The organism is Hymenobacter sp. UYP22, from assembly GCF_040547285.1.
GTDB lineage: Bacteria > Bacteroidota > Bacteroidia > Cytophagales > Hymenobacteraceae > Hymenobacter.
Window position 1 is genome coordinate 577447 of the sequence record NZ_JBEPPK010000002.1, and the last position, 17299, is coordinate 594745.

The window sequence follows — 17299 nt, forward strand, 5'->3', positions numbered from 1 at the left end:
ACTGACTGCCCCTCGTGGTATCTTACTGCAGCTACCTTGTCTAGGTATGCCCCTTTTCGCTTCGGTTTCGCTTATGCGTTTTTTCTATTCCTTGTGCGCCCTCCTATTGCTCGTTCCGGGGGTACCGCAAGCTTGGGCACAGCGCATCACCTTCAGCGGCCAGATAACGGAAGCTGCCTCGGGTAAGCCGGTGCCGTTTGCCTCGGTGTTTGTGCGCGGCACCAGCCAGGGTGCCACCGCCGACGAGGCCGGCCGCTACCAGCTCACGGTAGCCGGCCCGGTTGATACGCTGGCAGCTTCGGCCATTGGTTTCGGCACCCTCAAAAAGCGCGTCAGCAGCCCGGCGGAGCGACAAGTCGTGAATTTTGCTTTGAGCAGCGGTTCGGTTTTCCTGGGCGAAGTAGTGGTACGGCCCCGCGAAAACCCGGCTTACCGTATCATGCGGCGCGTGCAGGAGCAAAAGCCGCGCAACGACAAATTCCGGCTCAAAGCCTTTGAGTTTGACAGCTACAGCCGCACGGAAGTAGCCCTCAATAACCTGCCCGATGTGGTGAGCCGGCGCAAGGCCCTGCGCCAGCTCACGCAGGTAGCCGACAGCCTGGGTATTGCCCGGGATGCCAACGGCAAGGCTGTGGTGCCCATTTTCGCCTCCGAGGTACTGTCGCGCTTTTACCAGCTCAATGAGCCCCTGCGCAAACGGGAGGAAATCCGGCGGACGCAGATGCGCGGGGCCACGCCCCGGGAGGGTTCGGTAGTGTCGCAGATTATGGGCTCCTCGTTTCAGGATTGGGATTTTTACCGCAACTGGCAGCAGCTATTGGGCAAGGATTTCGTCTCGCCCATTGCCGACGGTTGGAAGTTCACCTACGAGTACGAGCTGCAGGATTCGGTGCTGGTTGGCCCGGATTTCTGCTACCAGATTGGGGTAACGCCGCGCCGCGCCCAGGATTTGGCCTTCACCGGCACCATCTGGATTACTACTGACACCTACGCCCTGCGCAAGCTGGAGCTGGCGGTGAGCCCCGAGGCCAACCTGAATTTTGTGGAGCAGGTGCGGGTACGCCAGGAAATGGCGCACTCGCCTGCCGGCCAGTGGCTGCCCCGGCAAACCCGGGTAGTTATTGGCATCAAGCCTACCAAAGGCAGCACCGGCATTTTGGCCCGGCTCACCATCATCAACTCCGGCTTCCAGGTAAACCAACCCAAGCCCCTGCCCTTCTACGACCGCCCCCTGGAAACCGCCCTGGATGCGTTTGAGGTGCCCAAGGGCTTTTTTGAGCAGAACCGCCCCGATACGCTCAGCCAGCAGGAGCGCGCCACCTTGGCCGTGCTGGATACCGTGCGCCAGCTGCCAGCGGTACGCTCGGTGCTGGAGCTGGCTGATATTGCCGTAAATGGTTACTACCGCACCGGCAAGCTGGATTTGGGCCCTTTGCTGTCCACCTACAGCTTCAACAATATTGAGGGCCACCGGGTCCGCTTTGGGTTCCGCACTACCCCGGAGTGGAGCCGCGACTGGCTGCTGCGCACGTACCTGGCTTACGGCACCCGCGACGGGCGCTTCAAGTACGGCCTGCGGGTGCAGCGCGTGCTGGACCGCCGCCACTGGACGGTGGCCAACTTCGAGCACCGCCGCGACCTGGACCAAGTAGCGTTTCTAGACAACGACTATGCCCTCGATAACCCGCTGTTTGAAGCTTCGGCCCGCCTGGGCAACATCAGCGGCAGCCGCCCCCTGCTGCGCGACCTGACCACGCTGAGGTTACAGTCTGACTTGTTTCGGGGCTTTACCCAGCGCGTGGTGCTACGGCATCAGCAGTTCCGGCCGCTCTACCCATTTGCCTACTACACCGGTGAGGCCCAGCCCGGCGCCCCCACCGCCGACCAGTTCGATTTGTCGGAAGTGGTGCTGGAATCACGCTACGCCCGCGACGAGGTGCTGGTGCAGAACAACCAGAACCGCCGCACGGCCATCGGGCTAAAGCGCTGGCCGGTGGTTACGGTGCGCTACACTCTGGGCGTAGACGAGCTGCTGGGCGCCGATTTCCGCTACCACAAGCTCAACCTGCTCATCGACCAAAGCATCCGGATGGGCCAGCTGGGCCGCCTGGACTACCGCCTCGACGCGGGCTACATCCCGAGCACGGTGCCCTACCCGGTGCTCAAAACCCACCTAGGCAACCAGTCGCCGTTCTACAACGCCGGGGCCTTCAACCTGATGCGCTATTTCGAGTTCGTGAGTGACCGGTACGTGGCATTGCGGGCCGAAAACCAGTTCGACGGCTTTTTGCTGAACTCCCTGCCCGCCATCAAGCAGCTCAACTGGCGGCTGGTGGCTACCGGCAACGTGCTCTGGGGCAGCGTAAGCCAGGCCAACCGCCGCATCATTCCCCTCGAAGACCCCGTAAATGGCGGGCTGCTGCCTTCCTTTCAGTCGTTGGGCCGGCTACCGTACGCGGAAGTTGGCTACGGCGTAGAGAACATTTTCAAGGTAGCGCGTGTTGATTTCCTGCACCGCCTCACGTATCGAAACTCGCCCGGAGCCCGTACCTTTGGGGTAAAAGTGAGCCTACAATTCAAGCTCTAACCTTGCTGTAAGCGCCTGAAGCTGACGCTTTCCGCGCCTGCCAGGAATCATCCTGGTAGTGTTTTTGTAGAACTGTCCATCATGCCTAAATTCGAAGTAGCCAACCTTACGCTGGCGGAAGCCACCCGTCACGCTCCTTTCATTGATTACGCCCGTTGCGTAGATGCCAGCCAGCGCCCTTACAACCACGTAGGCGACTGGCCCGAAGAAGGTCACTTCTATCCCGTGCGCGTGGTAGACTCCCGCACCGAGGGCATGCCTCTGGTGCACGTGCTGGGTTTTGAGGGTGAAGCGCCTTACTACAACGCTTACGGCCCCCACCGCTTCGAAATGCTCCTGACTGTGTGGCTGAACTAGCCCGTTTATCATTCCGAGCAAAGCGCGGAATCTGACGCATCCGACATAAAACAACAGCCCCTCGCCTATTGGATAGGCGAGGGGCTGTTGTTTTATGTCGGAGCACTAACTGCTCAGCATGACGTTCTGTATTCTGTGGGTTTGTGTTTGAACGACTAGTTACGCCTGTCGCAACGCATAGAGTACCGGCTTGCTGGGGCTGGCATCCAGTTGCAGGCTGGTTACTTGCAGGTTCAGCAGGTATAGGCCGTCTTCCACCTCATCAGGCACGAAAATTAGCTCGGTGATGGTAGCCGCCTGGCGGGTGGCCTGGGGATACTGCCAGAACGCGTGGTGAGCCAGCAGTTGGCCCCCATCCTCTTCCCGGTCGACGCTGGGCAAATCCAGCAACAGGTGTTCGATGTGCTGCTCGGCCAGGTATTCGGCCAGGGCAGGCTCCAGGTAGGTGGGGTTGGTGCCGGAATAGTGGCGGGTGCGCTTGCTACGGTGGTTAGGCAGGGTGCGCAGAATGAGGGCCTCAGGTCGTATGCCTGCCTCCGGACCGCCTTCCAGCTCCCGGCGCACATCTTCCAGCAGTACCACTTCGTCGCCATTGGCTTGGGGCCGGGGCTGCACCGATACCAGCCGGGCTACGAACAGAAACCGCCGCAGACACCGGTCGAGGGTGGCGGCAGGGTCGGGGGAAATGTGGCCGTAGCACTCGGTGTGGGTACCGTTGCCGTGGGGCGTGAGGTGTACCCGCTGGTAGTTGGTGCTGCCCCCCAGCGCCACGCTGCCCACAAAGCTGCCCACCCGAATCACCTCCACCTGCACCGGCTCGGCCCAGAAACAGTTGACCTGCTCCTCACCCGGGGCCAGCGGTAAAGAAATATCCAGCGGCGCGGCCGGGTCGAAAGCAAACGTGCGGCCCTGGTAGGGGTAGGTAGCAAGCATGGAGTATAAAATCAGGTATCAGATTACAACGTTAGCGGGAAACCTGTCATTCCGAGCAACGCGAGGAATCTGGGTTATGCACTTAGCAGGAAACCTAGATTCCTCGCGTTGCTCGGAATGACAGACGTTTTTGGCTTTCTGCTCAGCGTGCCAGACGTAAAGCGACCCGCCGGATTTACAACCAGGAGTTCCAGCTCAATTCTCAGCTTTCCCTTCAGCCAGCTTGTTCAGAATGCGGCTGATTTCCTCGGCGTGGCTGAATACCATGAAGTGGCCGCCGCCCGGAATAAGGTACTCCACGGGCGTGGGCCCAGGCGGAAATACCCGGTCGTGGGTGCCCAGAATCTGGATGCTGCGGCCCACGTGGGTACTGTCCCAGTGCAGGAGGCGGGCCACAGCCCAGCGCGTGTACTGCGGCTCCATATCCCTGAGTATTTGCTTGAACAGCTGGTATTCCTCCCCGTTCTGCACCCCAAAATACCACTGTCCGGCCCGGGGAAACAGCTTCAGCCACTGCGGCGGAAATAGCCGGTACAGGCCCGAGCCGCGCACCACTTTCAGCAGAGGTGGTAGGCAGCTGGCATCCGGAATACTGCTGATAAGCACCGTGCGCAGCCGAGGCCGCAACCGGTTAATTTCCAGCCCCACCACGCCCCCAAACGACACGCCCACCAGCAGGCCCTCTGCCTCCGGCGGAATACCGGCCGCCATGCGGGCGGCGTACTGCGGCAGGGTTTCTCCAAGCTCGGGTGTCAGCCAGGGTAGCAGGCGGGTTTCGCCGCGCAACAGCGGCTGCAGCCGCCCAAATACCCGCTCATCAGCTCCTAAACCCGGAATCAGGTAGAACATGGGATGAAGAAAGAATACAAGGGTGAGAAGGAAAAGGCGTTGTATCGGCCAGGAAAACCGTACCGTTGCAGCTGTTTAGAAAGTACCTGAAACTTGAAAGAACGTCATGCTGAGCGAAGTCGAAGCATCTCTACCGCTTCATCAGAGCCGTTCAACGAAGCGGTAGAGATGCTTCGACTTCGCTCAGCATGACGTTCCACCACTTTCTGAACAGTTTTGTTATTTCTTTCGGGGTGCGCGCGCTTTTCTCTTTTACTTTTTCTCTTTGCTCCTCCTTCCCTCTCACGGCTCTATGCGCAAAAACACATCCTCCAGATAGAAGATGTTGTGGGGCTGACCGGAGTCGTAGTCCTCGGCTTCCTCGCTGTCGGCGTTCATGCTGATGTCGAATGAGTCGTCATCCTCGCCTTCTTCCTCATCCTCGAACAAATCGGCGGGGTAGGTACAGGATAATTTCAGGGCCACGTTGGGCAGGGGCACGGGGGGAGCGGCCTCGGTGTTGTACTGCAGCAGGCAGGGCCATTCCTGCACCGTAGCCAGCGCATCGGCCACGTCTTCCTGCAGCGCTTCGGCCCGGCCACCGGCTAGGCGCAGCAACAAATCCAGCTGCTGAAACGGCAGGCCCAAGTGAAAGAAATGGGCCTCCTGGTCGAAGTAGGTGGTGGCCCACACTGTTACGTCGTCGGAGTTATCGAACACGATGGCCGTAATCTGCACCTGCTCGATAAAGAAATCAGTGTCGTCGGCCAGGGCGTCTATTAATCGTCTCATTTTCATACTACTAGCCAATCAACGGAAATTTTGCGGTGGGCCGACCGTTGAGCGAAGCCGAAACGGCTGGCCGATTGGCTGTTTCAAAGAAAGAAGAAAAGCCGGAAAAGGCTAATTCGGGCGCGGGCCGGGCAGCTGGGTTCAGCCCTGAAACAGCTCCAGCGTAATATGGTCGGCCAGCAGCTTGCCCGCATCCGTGAGTTGCAGGTAGCCATCTGCCATCCGGGCCAGGCCAGTGCGCTGCAGTTCCCGCAGGTAGGCGGCTTTCTCCTGCTCCAAGTCCACGCCCAACTCGGTGCGCAGGCGGGCGAGGTTGCAGCCCTGGGCCGTACGCAGGCTGGTCATCAGGTACTCGTTGGCCTGGTCGCGGGGGCTGAGGTGCTCCACGGTGGCGGGCACTTCGCCCCGGTCCAGCACGGCCGCTACGTACTGCGGATTGTTGGCCACGGTGTATTGCCGGCTGTGGCCGTTGAAGGAGTGAGCACTCGGCCCCAACCCCAGGTAGGGGACTCCGCGCCAGTACGCCGAGTTGTGCCTCGACTCGCGGCCGGGCTTGCTAAAGTTGCTGATTTCGTACTGCTGGTAGCCGTGGCGGGCTATTTCCTGGAGGAGCAACTCAAACTGCCGGGCCACAAACTCGTCGGGCACAGCCGGAAATTTGCCCTTTTTCAGCTGCCGCCCAAATACCGTATCGGGCTCAATAGTGAGGGCGTAACAGCTCAGGTGGGGCACGTCCAGCGCGAAGGCCGTGGCCATATCCTGCTCCCAAATAGCGTGGTCCGGGGCGGGTACGCCGTAAATCAAATCCACCGAAATGTTCTCGAAGCCCGCCTCCTGCGCCCGCCGCACCCCCGCTGTCGACTCTTCGGCTGAGTGGGCCCGGTTCATCAGGCGCAAGTGGGGCTCATGGAAGCTTTGCAGCCCGATACTGAGCCGGTTGATGGGCGAGGCGGCCAGCTCCCGCACTTTGGCGGTGGTGAGGTCGTCGGGGTTGGCTTCCAGGGTAATTTCCGCGTCCGGAGCCACCGCGAAGTGGCGGTGAATGGCCGCGAAAAGCACGTCCAATTCCGTAGCCGTGAGCAGGGAAGGCGTGCCGCCCCCGAAGTAGATAGTATTAAGGGTAGAGCCGGGCTCGAGATAGTTGTGGCGCAGCGCCAATTCCTCCACCAAGGCATCCACCAGCCGGCTTTTCAGGGCCATGCTGGTGCTGAAGTGAAAGTCGCAGTAATGGCAGGCCTGCTTGCAGAAGGGAATATGAAGATAGAGGCCGGCCATGCGGGAGGAAACTGGAGGCCACCACGGAAAGTTCGGCGGGCCGGACGCGGAAGCAGGAAAGGTTACTTTCGGGAAATTAAACGCGGGGTTTCGCGTTTCCACCTGCAAATGTACGCCCGCGCCCTCGTTATCTGCTGGTTTTTGCTGCTGCGCCTTTTACTGGCGCCGCCCGCCACTGCGCAGGGCACCACCCCGCTCAACCCGGCCGCCCCGCCGGTTTCGGCGGCTCCCACCCTGGCCCCGCCCGATTCGGCCGGGCGAACAGCTCCGGTAGCGGCGCGGCCGGCCCGCCCCATCACGCTACGCCTACTCACCGAAGCCGCCGACCAGCCCGTACTGCGCCCCTACCGCTACCGTACCACTCTCCCCGACTCCCTGGCCGCTTTGCGGGAGGTGCGCAACCTGGTGGTGGCGCTGCAGGGCGACGCCTACCTCACGGCCTCGGCCGATGAGCTGCGCTGGCGCCACGATACGCTGCAAGTGCGTCTGTACGTGGGGGAAGCCTTCCGCTGGGCCCGCCTGCGCAACGGTAACCTCGGCGATGGTTTGCTTACCCGCGCGGGCTTTCGCGACAAGCTGTTTCAGCAGCAGCCCCTGCGCCCCCAGGAGTGGGCCAAACTCCAGGAAAACGTGCTGCATGAGGCCGAAAACCAGGGCTTCCCGTTTGCTACTCTGCGCCTTGATTCGTTGGCGCTTACCGGGCAGGAGGTAACCGGCCGGGTGGTGCTGCAGCGCGGCCCCCTGGTGCAGTTCGACTCCCTGCAAATTCTGGGCAAAACCAAGACCAAGGCTCGTTTCCTCATTGACTATCTGCAGCTGGAACCCGGCCAGCCGTTCAGTCAGCAGCGCATTTTAGAGGCCGCCCGCCGCCTGCGCCAGTTGCCGTATTTGCAGCTCAAGGCCGAGCCGGAAGTGCGGTTTGCCCGTGGCCGGGCCCGGGTGTATTTCCTGCTCGAAGACCGCACAGCCAACCAGTTTGATGCCATTGTAGGCGTGCTGCCCAACCCCAACCCGAGTATAGGCCAGAAACGAGTGCAGATTACCGGCGACATTACCCTGAATCTGCGCAACATCAACGGCGGCGGCAAGGGCGTGGGCCTGCAGTGGCGCAAGCTGGATGCCAACTCCCAGCTGCTGGATGCCCAATATCTGCACCCGGCCTTTTTCGGGACGCCCCTGGAAGTTAGCGGCTCCTTCAACCTGCTCAAGCAGGACACGCTATTTCTTAACACCCGGCCCCGCCTGCAGGTGGCCTACCCTACGGCCCTGGCCGGGAGGCTGGCCGTATTTGCCGAGTGGCGCAACTCCCGTCTAATTTCTTCCGCGCTCAACAAAGCCACGGCTCTCCCCGAAAACGTCGATTCGCAGTACGCCTCCTACGGCCTCAACTATACTTGGAATACCTTGGATGACCCCTACTTCCCGCGCCGGGGGCTGCTGGTAAGCGGGCAGGGCGCCATTGGCACCAAGCGCATCAGCAAAAACGCCGATTTGCAGGACAGCTTCTACGAGGGTATTCCGCTGCGCACCCGGCAGATTACGCTGGGGCTGCGAGCAGAGCACTATTTCCGGGTGGGCCGCCAGGGCGTGCTGCTCACCCGCCTGCGCGGCGAGGCCCTTATCAACAACCGCCTCTTCCTCAATGACCTGTTCCGGTTAGGGGGCCTGGCTACGTTGCGGGGCTTCAACGAGTTGAATTTCTACGCCAGCCAGTACGCCGTGGGTACCGCCGAGTTCCGCCAGTTTACCGGCACCGACGCCTACGTATTCGTGTTTGCCGACCAAGCCTACCTGCGCCGCGACATTCCCAACGACTCCTATCCCCAGGACTCGCCCACAGGCCTGGGCGCGGGCCTGAGCTTCCGCACGGGCGCGGGTCAGTTCCAGTTTGTATACGCGCTGGGCCGCAGTGAGCAGCAGCGGCTGTCCTTGAGCGCCGGCAAAATCCATTTCGGCATCACCAGCCGGTTTTGAGGTTAAGTCAAAGAGAAAAAGTAAAAAGTCAAAGCGCGGATGCCGCCTTTATCGGGCCACGTCCGCGCTTTGACTTTTTACTTTTTCTCTTTGACTCCCTGTTCTACTTCATCAGCGCGTTTTTCAACTCGCCGGCGGCCAGGTCCTGGGCTTCAGCGGCCTGGGGCACCAAAGGAGCCATGCCGAAGAACTCGTGGGTTACGCCCTCAAAATTCTGGTATTTGGTGGCTACGCCGGCCGCTTTCAGCTTGCCGGCCAGCATTTCACCGTCGCTCATCAAGGGGTCGAGGCTGGCGGTGATGATGGTGGTGGGCGGCATCCCTTTCAGGTTGGCATTCACCAGCGAAATCATCGGGTTTTTACCGTCGGCGGCGTTGCGCAGGTACTTATCGAAGAACCAGGCCATCATGGGCTTGTTCAGCGGCTTAGCCTGGGCATTTTTCTGGTAAGAAGGCGTATTCATATCGTAGCCGGCAATGGGGTACACCAGCACTTCATGCTTGGGCATCATCACCTTCTTGTCGCGGGCCATCATGCTCACGCTGGCGGCCAAGTTGCCCCCGGCGCTTTCGCCCACTACGGCCACATTCTGCGGGTCGCCTTTAAAGGAAGCCGCGTTACGCAGCACCCACTGGTAAGCCGCAAATGAGTCGTTGTGCGCCGTTGGGAACTTCAGTTCCGGCGCCTGCCGGTACGCCACCGACACGAAAATGGCCCCGGTTTTCTCTACCAGGCCTCGTACTGAAGCATCGTAGGTATCCAAGTTGGCAATTACCCAGCCGCCGCCGTGGTAGTATACCACCACCGGCAACGTGCCGGTGGCACCCTTGGGCGTATAGATGCGCACCTTCACGCCGGGCATCACCATGCGGCTCATGGTGTCGGCCGTTACGGGGGGCATGGGCATGTTATTGGCCTGCATCACCTTCATTACGGCATCGGCGGGGGTGGGCTGCTGCCGGGCCTCCTGGGCCGAGAGGGTTTCGATGGGCTTACCACCCAGGCTAGCCAGCGCTTCTATTACCGCCTGCATCTCGGGCTTGATACCCGTAGCCCAGGCCGGGGCCGGGCCGGCGGGCCGCACCGGTGTAGGTCCGGCCGGCGCTGCCGGAGCCGCCGTAGTAGTGGAATCCATCGAGCTGCCACTCGTAGTGGCTGAATCGGTAGTCTGGGCCGTGTTGCAGGAAGCCAGCGTAAGACCAGCAGCCAACACTGACAAACCCCATTTGTAGGTCGAGAAAGAAAAGGTGTTCATGATGTTGAGGGGATTAGTTTGGACAAAATACCGTTCACCTTACGCAACACTGCTCTTCACCACTGATAAAACTGCCAAATTCTGCACACGAATGAACGCCTTACCCGCCATACGAAATTTTATTATCCCTGATAATCAGGCACCCATGAACATTTTGCGTATTTTTGCAGCCCCAAATATTTCGATTGTCGAAAAGGCTCGTACATTTGTATTACCAAACAGTGCGGGGTGGAGCAGTTGGTAGCTCGTTGGGCTCATAACCCAAAGGTCACTGGTTCGAGTCCAGTCCCCGCTACCTCGATAACCCGGAAGCAACTCATCTGAGCCGCTTCCGGGTTTTTTGTTTTCACAGGTTTCGTATTTGACTAACCCCAAGGTTTCTATCCGTTGCACGGGAGGAAGCATACTTGCGCGGCTACACTTGCCACGGGTATCTGATTGTACTGGCCCTTCGGAATCAGGGTAACGAGCCGCTGGAGTGTAGTAAACTATAGGTCGGCCAACTACTCTCTGCCTTTTCAGCGTGCTACGCAGATTGGTCACTTATTCAGGAATTGCTTAAATAGCTTACTTCGACTACTATCTAACTACCCCTTCTGGGTTTCTCTTCCTGTGTATGCCTCAGTCGCGCCTGATGTGCTGTGTTTTGCTGGTTGCTGTAAGCGCCCCGCTCTGGGGGCATGCTCAGGCAGCGGGCCCGGTGGTTACCACCAAACAAGGACGGATACAGGGCGTACAGGAGGGCACATTGCGCGTGTTTCGGGGTATTCCGTACGCCCAGGCCCCGGTAGGTCCCCGGCGGTTTCGGCCACCGCAGCCACTGAAAAAGTATCGGGGAGTTATGGCGGCTACCAGCTTCGGCAGCCAAGCCACGCAAACAGGCGGCCCGGGTGGTGTGCAGGGTTCCGAGGATTGCCTGTACCTGAATGTGTGGGCCCCGGTGCTGCCCCGCAATGTGAAGCGGCCAGTGGTAGTATGGGTACACGGTGGGGCCTTTACCGGGGGCTCAGGACAGGAAAACGACACCTGGACATTTGCCGCTCAGGACACGCTGGTGGTGGTGAGTATCAATTATCGTCTCGGGGCGCTGGGCTTTCTGCAATTGGGCAACATACTGGGCCCGCAATACGCTGAGGCTGGCAACTGTGGCTTGTTGGATGCTACGGCAGCTCTGCGCTGGGTACACGAGAATATTGCGGCCTTCGGCGGCGACCCAAACCTGGTGACGGTCATGGGCGAATCGGCGGGGGCTAAGCTGATTGGTGGGCTGCTGGTGACGCCCGCCGCCCGGCCGCTGTTCCAGCAGGTTATTCTGGAAAGCGGCGCCGTACAGGCCATTCGTGACACGGCTACGGCGGCCGGTGTAACGCGCCGGCTGCTGCAGGAACTGCGCCTTACCGATACCCGCGCCCTGCTCACGCTCCCAGCCGCCGACCTCGTCCGGGCGCAGGCTCACCTTACTGACAGTACCCGCGGCTTACAGGTATTTGGGCCGGTGCAGGACGGGCGGGTGATTCCGAAGGCTCCACTGGAATATCTGCGCCAACCGGGAACGGCCGCGCCACGGGTGCTGCTGGGCAGCAACCTGGAGGAGGCGGGCCTGTTCACCGGGCCCGCCTCAGTACTGCATACGCCCAGCCAGGCGGCATTGCAGCAGGTATTCGGGGCCGGTAACAGTCCGCATGTCTGGCGCGCTTATCAGCAGCGCCGCCAAACGCAACCCGATTTAACCGCCTGGAATACTACCCTCACCGACTACCTCTACGGCCTGGCTACCTACCGCCTGGCCAATGTATTGGCCGCGCAACAGATACCTACCTGGCTTTACCGCTTCGAATGGAGCAATGCTACCCTGCGGCCCACTCACGCTCAGGAGTTGGCCTTTGTGTGGAATGCGCCCCAGGGCACCTCGGCGGCGGCTACGGTGGCTGCCCCTGGCACACCCAGCAAAGCCGCCGACCCCAACCTCGCCGCCCAGATGCACGCGTACTGGGCCCACTTCATTAAAACCGGGGAGCCGGGCGCGGCCTGGCCCCAATATTCAGCTCCCGGAAAGCAGGTTATGCTATTCAACCGTAACAGCCGCGCAGAAGTCATACCGGCCCCGCGTGAGGACGCTACCTTTCCGGTGCAGGGCTACGCACATTAGCCCGACCTAACAGCTTACCAGGCATCAGCACTTCATCATAGGATGGCACATCATCCGCAGTGGCAGCTTTGGGGTGACTGGGGGGAGGTACATACTGGGCTTCAGCAAGTTGCCACCCTGACGCCGGCATTAATGATACTCGCCTCTGGTAGCTCCAATCCGCCTTTCTGTAAACTCCCTATGCCCGGCTGCCCAGTTGTTGTTAAGCAGTTGAGCAGGCCGGGCGTCGGTGGCTGAAGTTGCTGGGAAGTACTAGAACCAGGAGGCTACCAGCGGCATCAACTGCTCCAGAGCTTGCTGGTCGTGGTGGTCGAAGTCGTTGAGCTGGTCACTATCCACGTCAAGTACGGCCACCACTTGGCCGTTCTTTAACACTGGTACCACTATTTCCGATTTGGACTCCGAGCTGCAGGCAATGTGCCCCGGAAACTGCTCCACATCAGGCACCAGCAGGGTGGCGGCCTGCGCCCAGCTACCGCCGCATACGCCTTTGCCACGCCGGATGCGGGTACAGGCAATAGGCCCCTGGAACGGGCCCAGCACTAGCTCGTCATCTTTCACCAGATAAAAACCCACCCAGAAAAACCCGAAAGCCTGGCGCAAAGCGGCTACTGTATTGGCCAGGTTGGCTATCAGGTCCGGCTCACCGGTAGTCAGGGCTTCAATCTGAGGCAGGAGCTGGCGGTACTGCTCGGCTTTGCTAAGAGTGGTATCGAGGTGAAGTTCTTCAGCCATAAAGTGAAAAAGACAAGAGGGTGCACGGTACAACCGCTCGACGGCTCCAAGGTTGGTCGGGCGGCTGGGCAAAGGTACGCCTACTGTGCCGCCCGTTGCCGCTTAATTCCAGCCAATCTGGTAGCACGGGGCTTTATGGGGCGGAAAGATGTTGTATTTTACGGCTGCAGATACTCGCTATTGTTCAGCTAGTTACCGGCGCATCCACCCCACTTTTTTGCTTTCCTGGCTCCCGCCCCCGACCAGTACCGCCGAGGGCCCCGTACGTAGGGTTCGGCCAACGGCCGGCGGCCCGCATTCTGTTCTTCTGTCCCCAATCCCACAACCATTCCCACCCACTTCCCACATGCGCAAAGTTGTTCTGTACATTGCCACCAGCCTCGATGGGTACATAGCCTCCCCCGATGGCTCGGTGGAGTGGCTACCCACGCCCCCACCCGGCGAAGACTATGGCTACGCTAATTTCCTGGCTACCGCCGATGCTACGCTGCTAGGCCGCGCCACCTACGAGCAGGTACTCACCTTTGGTGAGTGGCCCTACCCCACCTTAACCAACTACGTGTTTACGCGTCAGCCTCCGCGGGAAGCAGGCCACCCCTCCGTACAGTTTATCACCGAAGACCCAACCCGCTTTGTGCGGGAGTTGCGCCAACAGCCCGGCGGTACCATCTGGCTGATTGGGGGCAGCACGCTGGCTTCCCCGCTGCTGGCGGCCAGGTTGGTTGATGAACTGATGCTGTTTGTGGTGCCGCGGGTGCTGGGAGCCGGTATTCCGCTTTGGCGCCACCAAGACCACGCTCAGCCCCTGCACCTGCTGCGCAACCAAGCCTGGCCCGATGGTATGATGCTGCTGCACTACCGGCTGTCGGATTCGGCTGAGGCGGTCTAGTCTTCGCCCTTGTTGTTGAGAAAAACGGGATAGTTTCGCTGGTCGAACTATCCCGTTTTTATGTTTTCAGCTATCCGTTTTCTTCCCTTGCCCCTAGTACTTGTGGGTTTAGCATCAGGCGTACAGGCTCAACACACGTTGTCTGGCACGGTTGAGGATAACCAAGGCGTTGCAGTGCCCTTCGCTGTTGTGGAGCTACCCGGCCGTCAGCTGGGTGTGCAGGCCGATCAGCAGGGCCATTTTACTTTCGCCCTGCCAACTGGTCTCACTATCCATGATTCGCTGGCGGTGTCGGCCCTAGGGTACGCGCGCCGGCAGATGCCGGTACCTACTGCCGCTACCGTCCGACTGCAGTTGCAAGCGCTGGCTGTGGCCTTGGGCGAGGTGCGCGTGCGGCCCGGTACGCCGCAGTGGGTGGGCTTTGTAGGGGAGCCAAAGGGTTCGGGTTACGGGCAGAGCGGACTTTCCAAGGAGCAAAACACGGGTTGGCAGGTGGCTCGGTTATGCCAGCCGGTTACGGAAGGCTACCTCACCGCCGTACGCTTCTTTGTAAAGCCCAGTATACACGGCGGCAAAACCAGCGTGCAGGCTCCCTTCCGGGTGCGCGTGTACGCCCCTGATGGCCCTAACGGCGGCCCCGGCACCGATTTACTGACTACGACCGTGCTGGCCTCGGCCCCGCACAAGGGCTGGCTAACCGTAGACGTGAGCCGGTACGGTATCCGGTTTCCCAGCCAAGGCCTGTACATAGCCATGGAGTGGGTATACACCTCCGACGAATTCCTATTTCCTTACACCTATACTACCCCCAACTCGAAGGAGAAAAAGCAGGGCACGGCTTATGGGCAGTCGTTGGCGGCTTCTCTGCTCCTGCAAAGTCAGACGTGGTATTATACCATTGAACGAGGCTGGCTTAAATTTCAGAGCCGGGACCCCAGCGGCCAGCAACTTATCGGCGACGCGGCCATTCAGGCGCAATACGTACCGTGAAGCCGTTTTCCGGAAATGCTTATTACGCACCACGGCCGCCCCAGTAGTTGGGGCGGCCGTGTACTTTCAATTTGAAGTCAGAACGAATCTGTGCAATCAATTCATTCTGTGTGCATCTGTGATTAAAAGAGGCTGGGAGCAGTGGTTTTGAGTTGGGCAATGATGGTTTGACCACCTTTTACTTTCTCCCCAATCTGCACTTTCACTTCGGTATCAACCGGCACGAAAATATCCACGCGGGAGCCAAATTTGATGAAGCCGAACTCCTCGCCCTGGCTTACTTCGTCGCCCTCGTTCACGTACCACACAATGCGGCGGGCCATAGCCCCGGCAATCTGGCGGAAGAGCACAAACGGTCCGGCCTCCGACTCCACTACCACCGTGGTACGCTCGTTTTTGGTGCTGCTTTTAGGGTGCCAAGCCACCAGGTAATTGCCAGGATGGTACTTGAAGTAGCGCACAATGCCCGAAATAGGGTTGCGGGTAATGTGCACGTTAATCGGCGACATGAAGATGCTGATTTGCTTGCGCACATCGTCGAAGTATTCGGGCTCGTGCACGTCCTCAATTACTACCACCTTGCCGTCGGCGGGGGCAATCAGCAAGTCCTCGTGGGTAAAGAGGCGGCGGGCCGGGCTCCGGAAAAACTGGAGCAGTGTGAGGAATACGATGACGGAAATGCCAGCAAACACCTTGTTAAAACCGTCGTTCTCAGCATTATAGCGAAACAGCAGCAGGTTAGCAGCCAGCAGGGCCAGCAGCGTAAAGAATAGGATACGTCGTCCTTCTTTGTGGATCTTCATAAAGAGCTGATTTGCGCTGAATACGGAAAAACCAGGTATTCAGACGCTTTTTTCAGAAACAGAGGGCGGCCGCCAAATCGTTTCACTGGCAAAACGGCTGGCCGTAGTGCACAAAGATAGCCCGAGCCACCGGCCCGGGCTATCCTGCAAACAAATATAATGAGTCAGGGCATATGCCCTGTTACACTGCTGAGCTTTCTGCTTTTCTCCTAGAAGCCCCCGCGGAATTTGTAGGTCTGGGCTACTTTGTCGATGGCCACCACGTAGGCGGCAATACGCATCGGGATGTTGTACTTCTGGCTGGTAGCGTACACTTTCTCGAAGGCATCGGTCATGATGCGGTCGGCGCGCTCGGTTACCATTTCCTCGCTCCACTTGAAGCCCTGGCGGTTCTGCACCCACTCAAAGTAGGATACCGTTACCCCGCCCGAGTTAGCCAGGATATCGGGCACTACCATAATGCCTTTCTCGTTAATGATGGGGTCGGCGGAGGCCGAGGTGGGGCCGTTGGCGCCTTCCACAATCAGCTTGGCCTTAATATCGTGGGCGTTGTGCTCGGTAATGACGTCTTCCACGGCGGCGGGCACCAGCAGGTCCACGTCGGCGGTCAGCAGGTCGTCGGCGTTGTCCATAAGGGTAGCGCCAGTGAAGCCGTCGAGGCGGCCGCTATGCACGTTTTTGTACGCTACGGCCTCGTCGATGTTGATGCCGTTTTCGTTCCAGTACGCGCCCGATACGTCGGATACGCACTTGATTTTTACGCCCTGCTCACTCAGCAGCTTGGCAGCCCAGGAGCCCACGTTGCCAAAGCCCTGCACAGCGGCCGACGTTTGGGTGGGGTCCATGCCCAACTTCTTCATGGCGGCCAGCGCCGATACCATTACGCCGCGGCCGGTAGCCTCGGTGCGGCCCAACGAGCCGCCCATTACCAGGGGCTTGCCGGTTACTACGGCCGGGGAGGTAGCACCCACCGTTTTGCTGAATTCGTCCATCAGCCAAGCCATTTCGCGGGGGCCGGTGCCCATGTCGGGAGCCGGAATATCCCGGTCGGGACCGAATACGTCCTTCATAGCCAGGGTGTAGCCCCGGGTAAGGCGCTCAATCTCGCCGGCGCTCATTTTGGTTGGCTCACAGATGATACCGCCTTTGGCGCCACCGTAAGGAATGTCAACCACGGCGCACTTCCAGGTCATCCAGGCGGCCAGGGCCTTCACCTCATCCAGGTGCACATTCTTATCGTAGCGGATACCGCCTTTGCTGGGACCCAGGATGGTGTTGTGCACCACGCGGTAGCCTTCAAACACGCGCACTTTGCCATTGTCCATCGTCACGGGGATGTGCACGATAACCTGCTTATCAGGGGCTTTGAGTACGTCGTAGGTTTCTTCGTCGAGGCCGAGGATTTCAGTGGCCACGTTGAAGCGCGACATCATCGATTCCAGGGGGTTCTCGGCATCCACGCGGGGAGCCGGTTCTTTGTACACCGTGGTGGCAGCCATACGGAGGTGGGGGTTGGGTGGGTGAGAAATAAACTACGGCAGCTGAGCTGGTGGGCAACCTGGCTGCGCGCGGAAATTTTGGGTGGTCAAAGGTAAGCGGTTTACTGCATACACGGCCCGGCCGTTGCGCCGAAACCACTCCGCCAGTATACCAGGGCTAGCGACGTAGCAAACTCCGTGCGAAATGCCGGTGAGTTTGCTATTTTATTATTCGGTTTTCGCTATTCTTTGCA

Annotated in this window: 14 protein-coding genes and 1 tRNA gene; 7 read left to right on the forward strand and 8 right to left on the reverse strand. The window is 59.8% G+C overall.

The window, feature by feature from the left end; all coding sequences use genetic code 11:
• The first annotated feature begins 46 nt into the window (after positions 1 to 46).
• Positions 47 to 2587 (forward strand): DUF5686 and carboxypeptidase-like regulatory domain-containing protein, encoded by a 2541-nt coding sequence (locus ABIB60_RS05840; protein WP_354578394.1) that lies wholly within the window; start codon positions 47 to 49, stop codon positions 2585 to 2587.
• Positions 2588 to 2668: 81 nt separating this feature from the next.
• On the forward strand, positions 2669 to 2944 hold the full coding sequence (locus ABIB60_RS05845; protein ID WP_315997382.1) for a hypothetical protein: 276 nt from the start codon (positions 2669 to 2671) through the stop codon (positions 2942 to 2944).
• A 159-nt stretch (positions 2945 to 3103) separates the two neighbouring features.
• On the opposite strand, the gene ABIB60_RS05850 is transcribed toward ABIB60_RS05845, so the two are convergent.
• From ABIB60_RS05850 to hemW, 4 genes are all read right to left on the reverse strand, one after another.
• Complete coding sequence (locus tag ABIB60_RS05850; protein WP_354578395.1) at positions 3104 to 3877, reverse strand: cyclase family protein; 774 nt, start codon at positions 3875 to 3877, stop codon at positions 3104 to 3106.
• Between the two features lie 195 nt (positions 3878 to 4072).
• On the reverse strand, positions 4073 to 4726 hold the full coding sequence (locus tag ABIB60_RS05855; protein ID WP_354578396.1) for an alpha/beta fold hydrolase: 654 nt from the start codon (positions 4724 to 4726) through the stop codon (positions 4073 to 4075).
• Between the two features lie 282 nt (positions 4727 to 5008).
• The gene (locus ABIB60_RS05860; RefSeq protein ID WP_354578397.1) at positions 5009 to 5497 is read right to left on the reverse strand and encodes a hypothetical protein; all 489 of its coding nucleotides are present in this window, start codon (positions 5495 to 5497) and stop codon (positions 5009 to 5011) included.
• A 141-nt stretch (positions 5498 to 5638) separates the two neighbouring features.
• Positions 5639 to 6772, reverse strand: a complete 1134-nt coding sequence (gene hemW, locus ABIB60_RS05865) for a radical SAM family heme chaperone HemW (protein WP_354578399.1) — start codon at positions 6770 to 6772, stop codon at positions 5639 to 5641.
• A 108-nt stretch (positions 6773 to 6880) separates the two neighbouring features.
• Here hemW and ABIB60_RS05870 point away from each other — a divergent pair, with 108 nt between their 5' ends.
• Positions 6881 to 8746 carry a BamA/TamA family outer membrane protein gene (locus tag ABIB60_RS05870; RefSeq protein WP_354578400.1) on the forward strand — a complete coding sequence of 622 codons (1866 nt, stop codon included), beginning with the start codon at positions 6881 to 6883 and terminating at the stop codon, positions 8744 to 8746.
• A 103-nt stretch (positions 8747 to 8849) separates the two neighbouring features.
• Here the strand turns inward: ABIB60_RS05870 and ABIB60_RS05875 are convergent, their stop codons facing one another.
• On the reverse strand, positions 8850 to 10001 hold the full coding sequence (locus ABIB60_RS05875) for an alpha/beta hydrolase (protein ID WP_354578402.1): 1152 nt from the start codon (positions 9999 to 10001) through the stop codon (positions 8850 to 8852).
• Between the two features lie 222 nt (positions 10002 to 10223).
• On the opposite strand from ABIB60_RS05875, the gene ABIB60_RS05880 reads away from it, so the two are divergent.
• Both ABIB60_RS05880 and ABIB60_RS05885 read left to right on the forward strand, forming a co-directional pair.
• Positions 10224 to 10296 (forward strand) — tRNA-Met (locus tag ABIB60_RS05880).
• A gap of 321 nt (positions 10297 to 10617) precedes the next feature.
• Positions 10618 to 12150, forward strand: coding sequence for a carboxylesterase/lipase family protein (locus ABIB60_RS05885; protein ID WP_354578403.1), 1533 nt, complete (start codon positions 10618 to 10620; stop codon positions 12148 to 12150).
• A 252-nt stretch (positions 12151 to 12402) separates the two neighbouring features.
• Here ABIB60_RS05885 and msrC read toward each other — a convergent pair whose 3' ends face one another.
• Positions 12403 to 12885, reverse strand: a complete 483-nt coding sequence (msrC, locus tag ABIB60_RS05890; RefSeq protein WP_354578404.1) for a free L-methionine (R)-S-oxide reductase MsrC — start codon at positions 12883 to 12885, stop codon at positions 12403 to 12405.
• A 346-nt stretch (positions 12886 to 13231) separates the two neighbouring features.
• On the opposite strand from msrC, the gene ABIB60_RS05895 reads away from it, so the two are divergent.
• Complete coding sequence (locus ABIB60_RS05895; protein ID WP_354578406.1) at positions 13232 to 13774, forward strand: dihydrofolate reductase family protein; 543 nt, start codon at positions 13232 to 13234, stop codon at positions 13772 to 13774.
• Between the two features lie 60 nt (positions 13775 to 13834).
• Positions 13835 to 14764 carry a carboxypeptidase-like regulatory domain-containing protein gene (locus ABIB60_RS05900; RefSeq protein WP_354578408.1) on the forward strand — a complete coding sequence of 310 codons (930 nt, stop codon included), beginning with the start codon at positions 13835 to 13837 and terminating at the stop codon, positions 14762 to 14764.
• 122 nt (positions 14765 to 14886) lie between these two features.
• On the opposite strand, the gene ABIB60_RS05905 is transcribed toward ABIB60_RS05900, so the two are convergent.
• Both ABIB60_RS05905 and ABIB60_RS05910 read right to left on the reverse strand, forming a co-directional pair.
• Entirely contained in the window at positions 14887 to 15567 is a 681-nt protein-coding gene (locus ABIB60_RS05905) for a phosphatidylserine decarboxylase family protein (protein WP_354578409.1), read from the reverse strand.
• Between the two features lie 209 nt (positions 15568 to 15776).
• Positions 15777 to 17066 (reverse strand): Glu/Leu/Phe/Val family dehydrogenase, encoded by a 1290-nt coding sequence (locus tag ABIB60_RS05910; RefSeq protein ID WP_354578410.1) that lies wholly within the window; start codon positions 17064 to 17066, stop codon positions 15777 to 15779.
• Positions 17067 to 17299 lie beyond the last annotated feature (233 nt).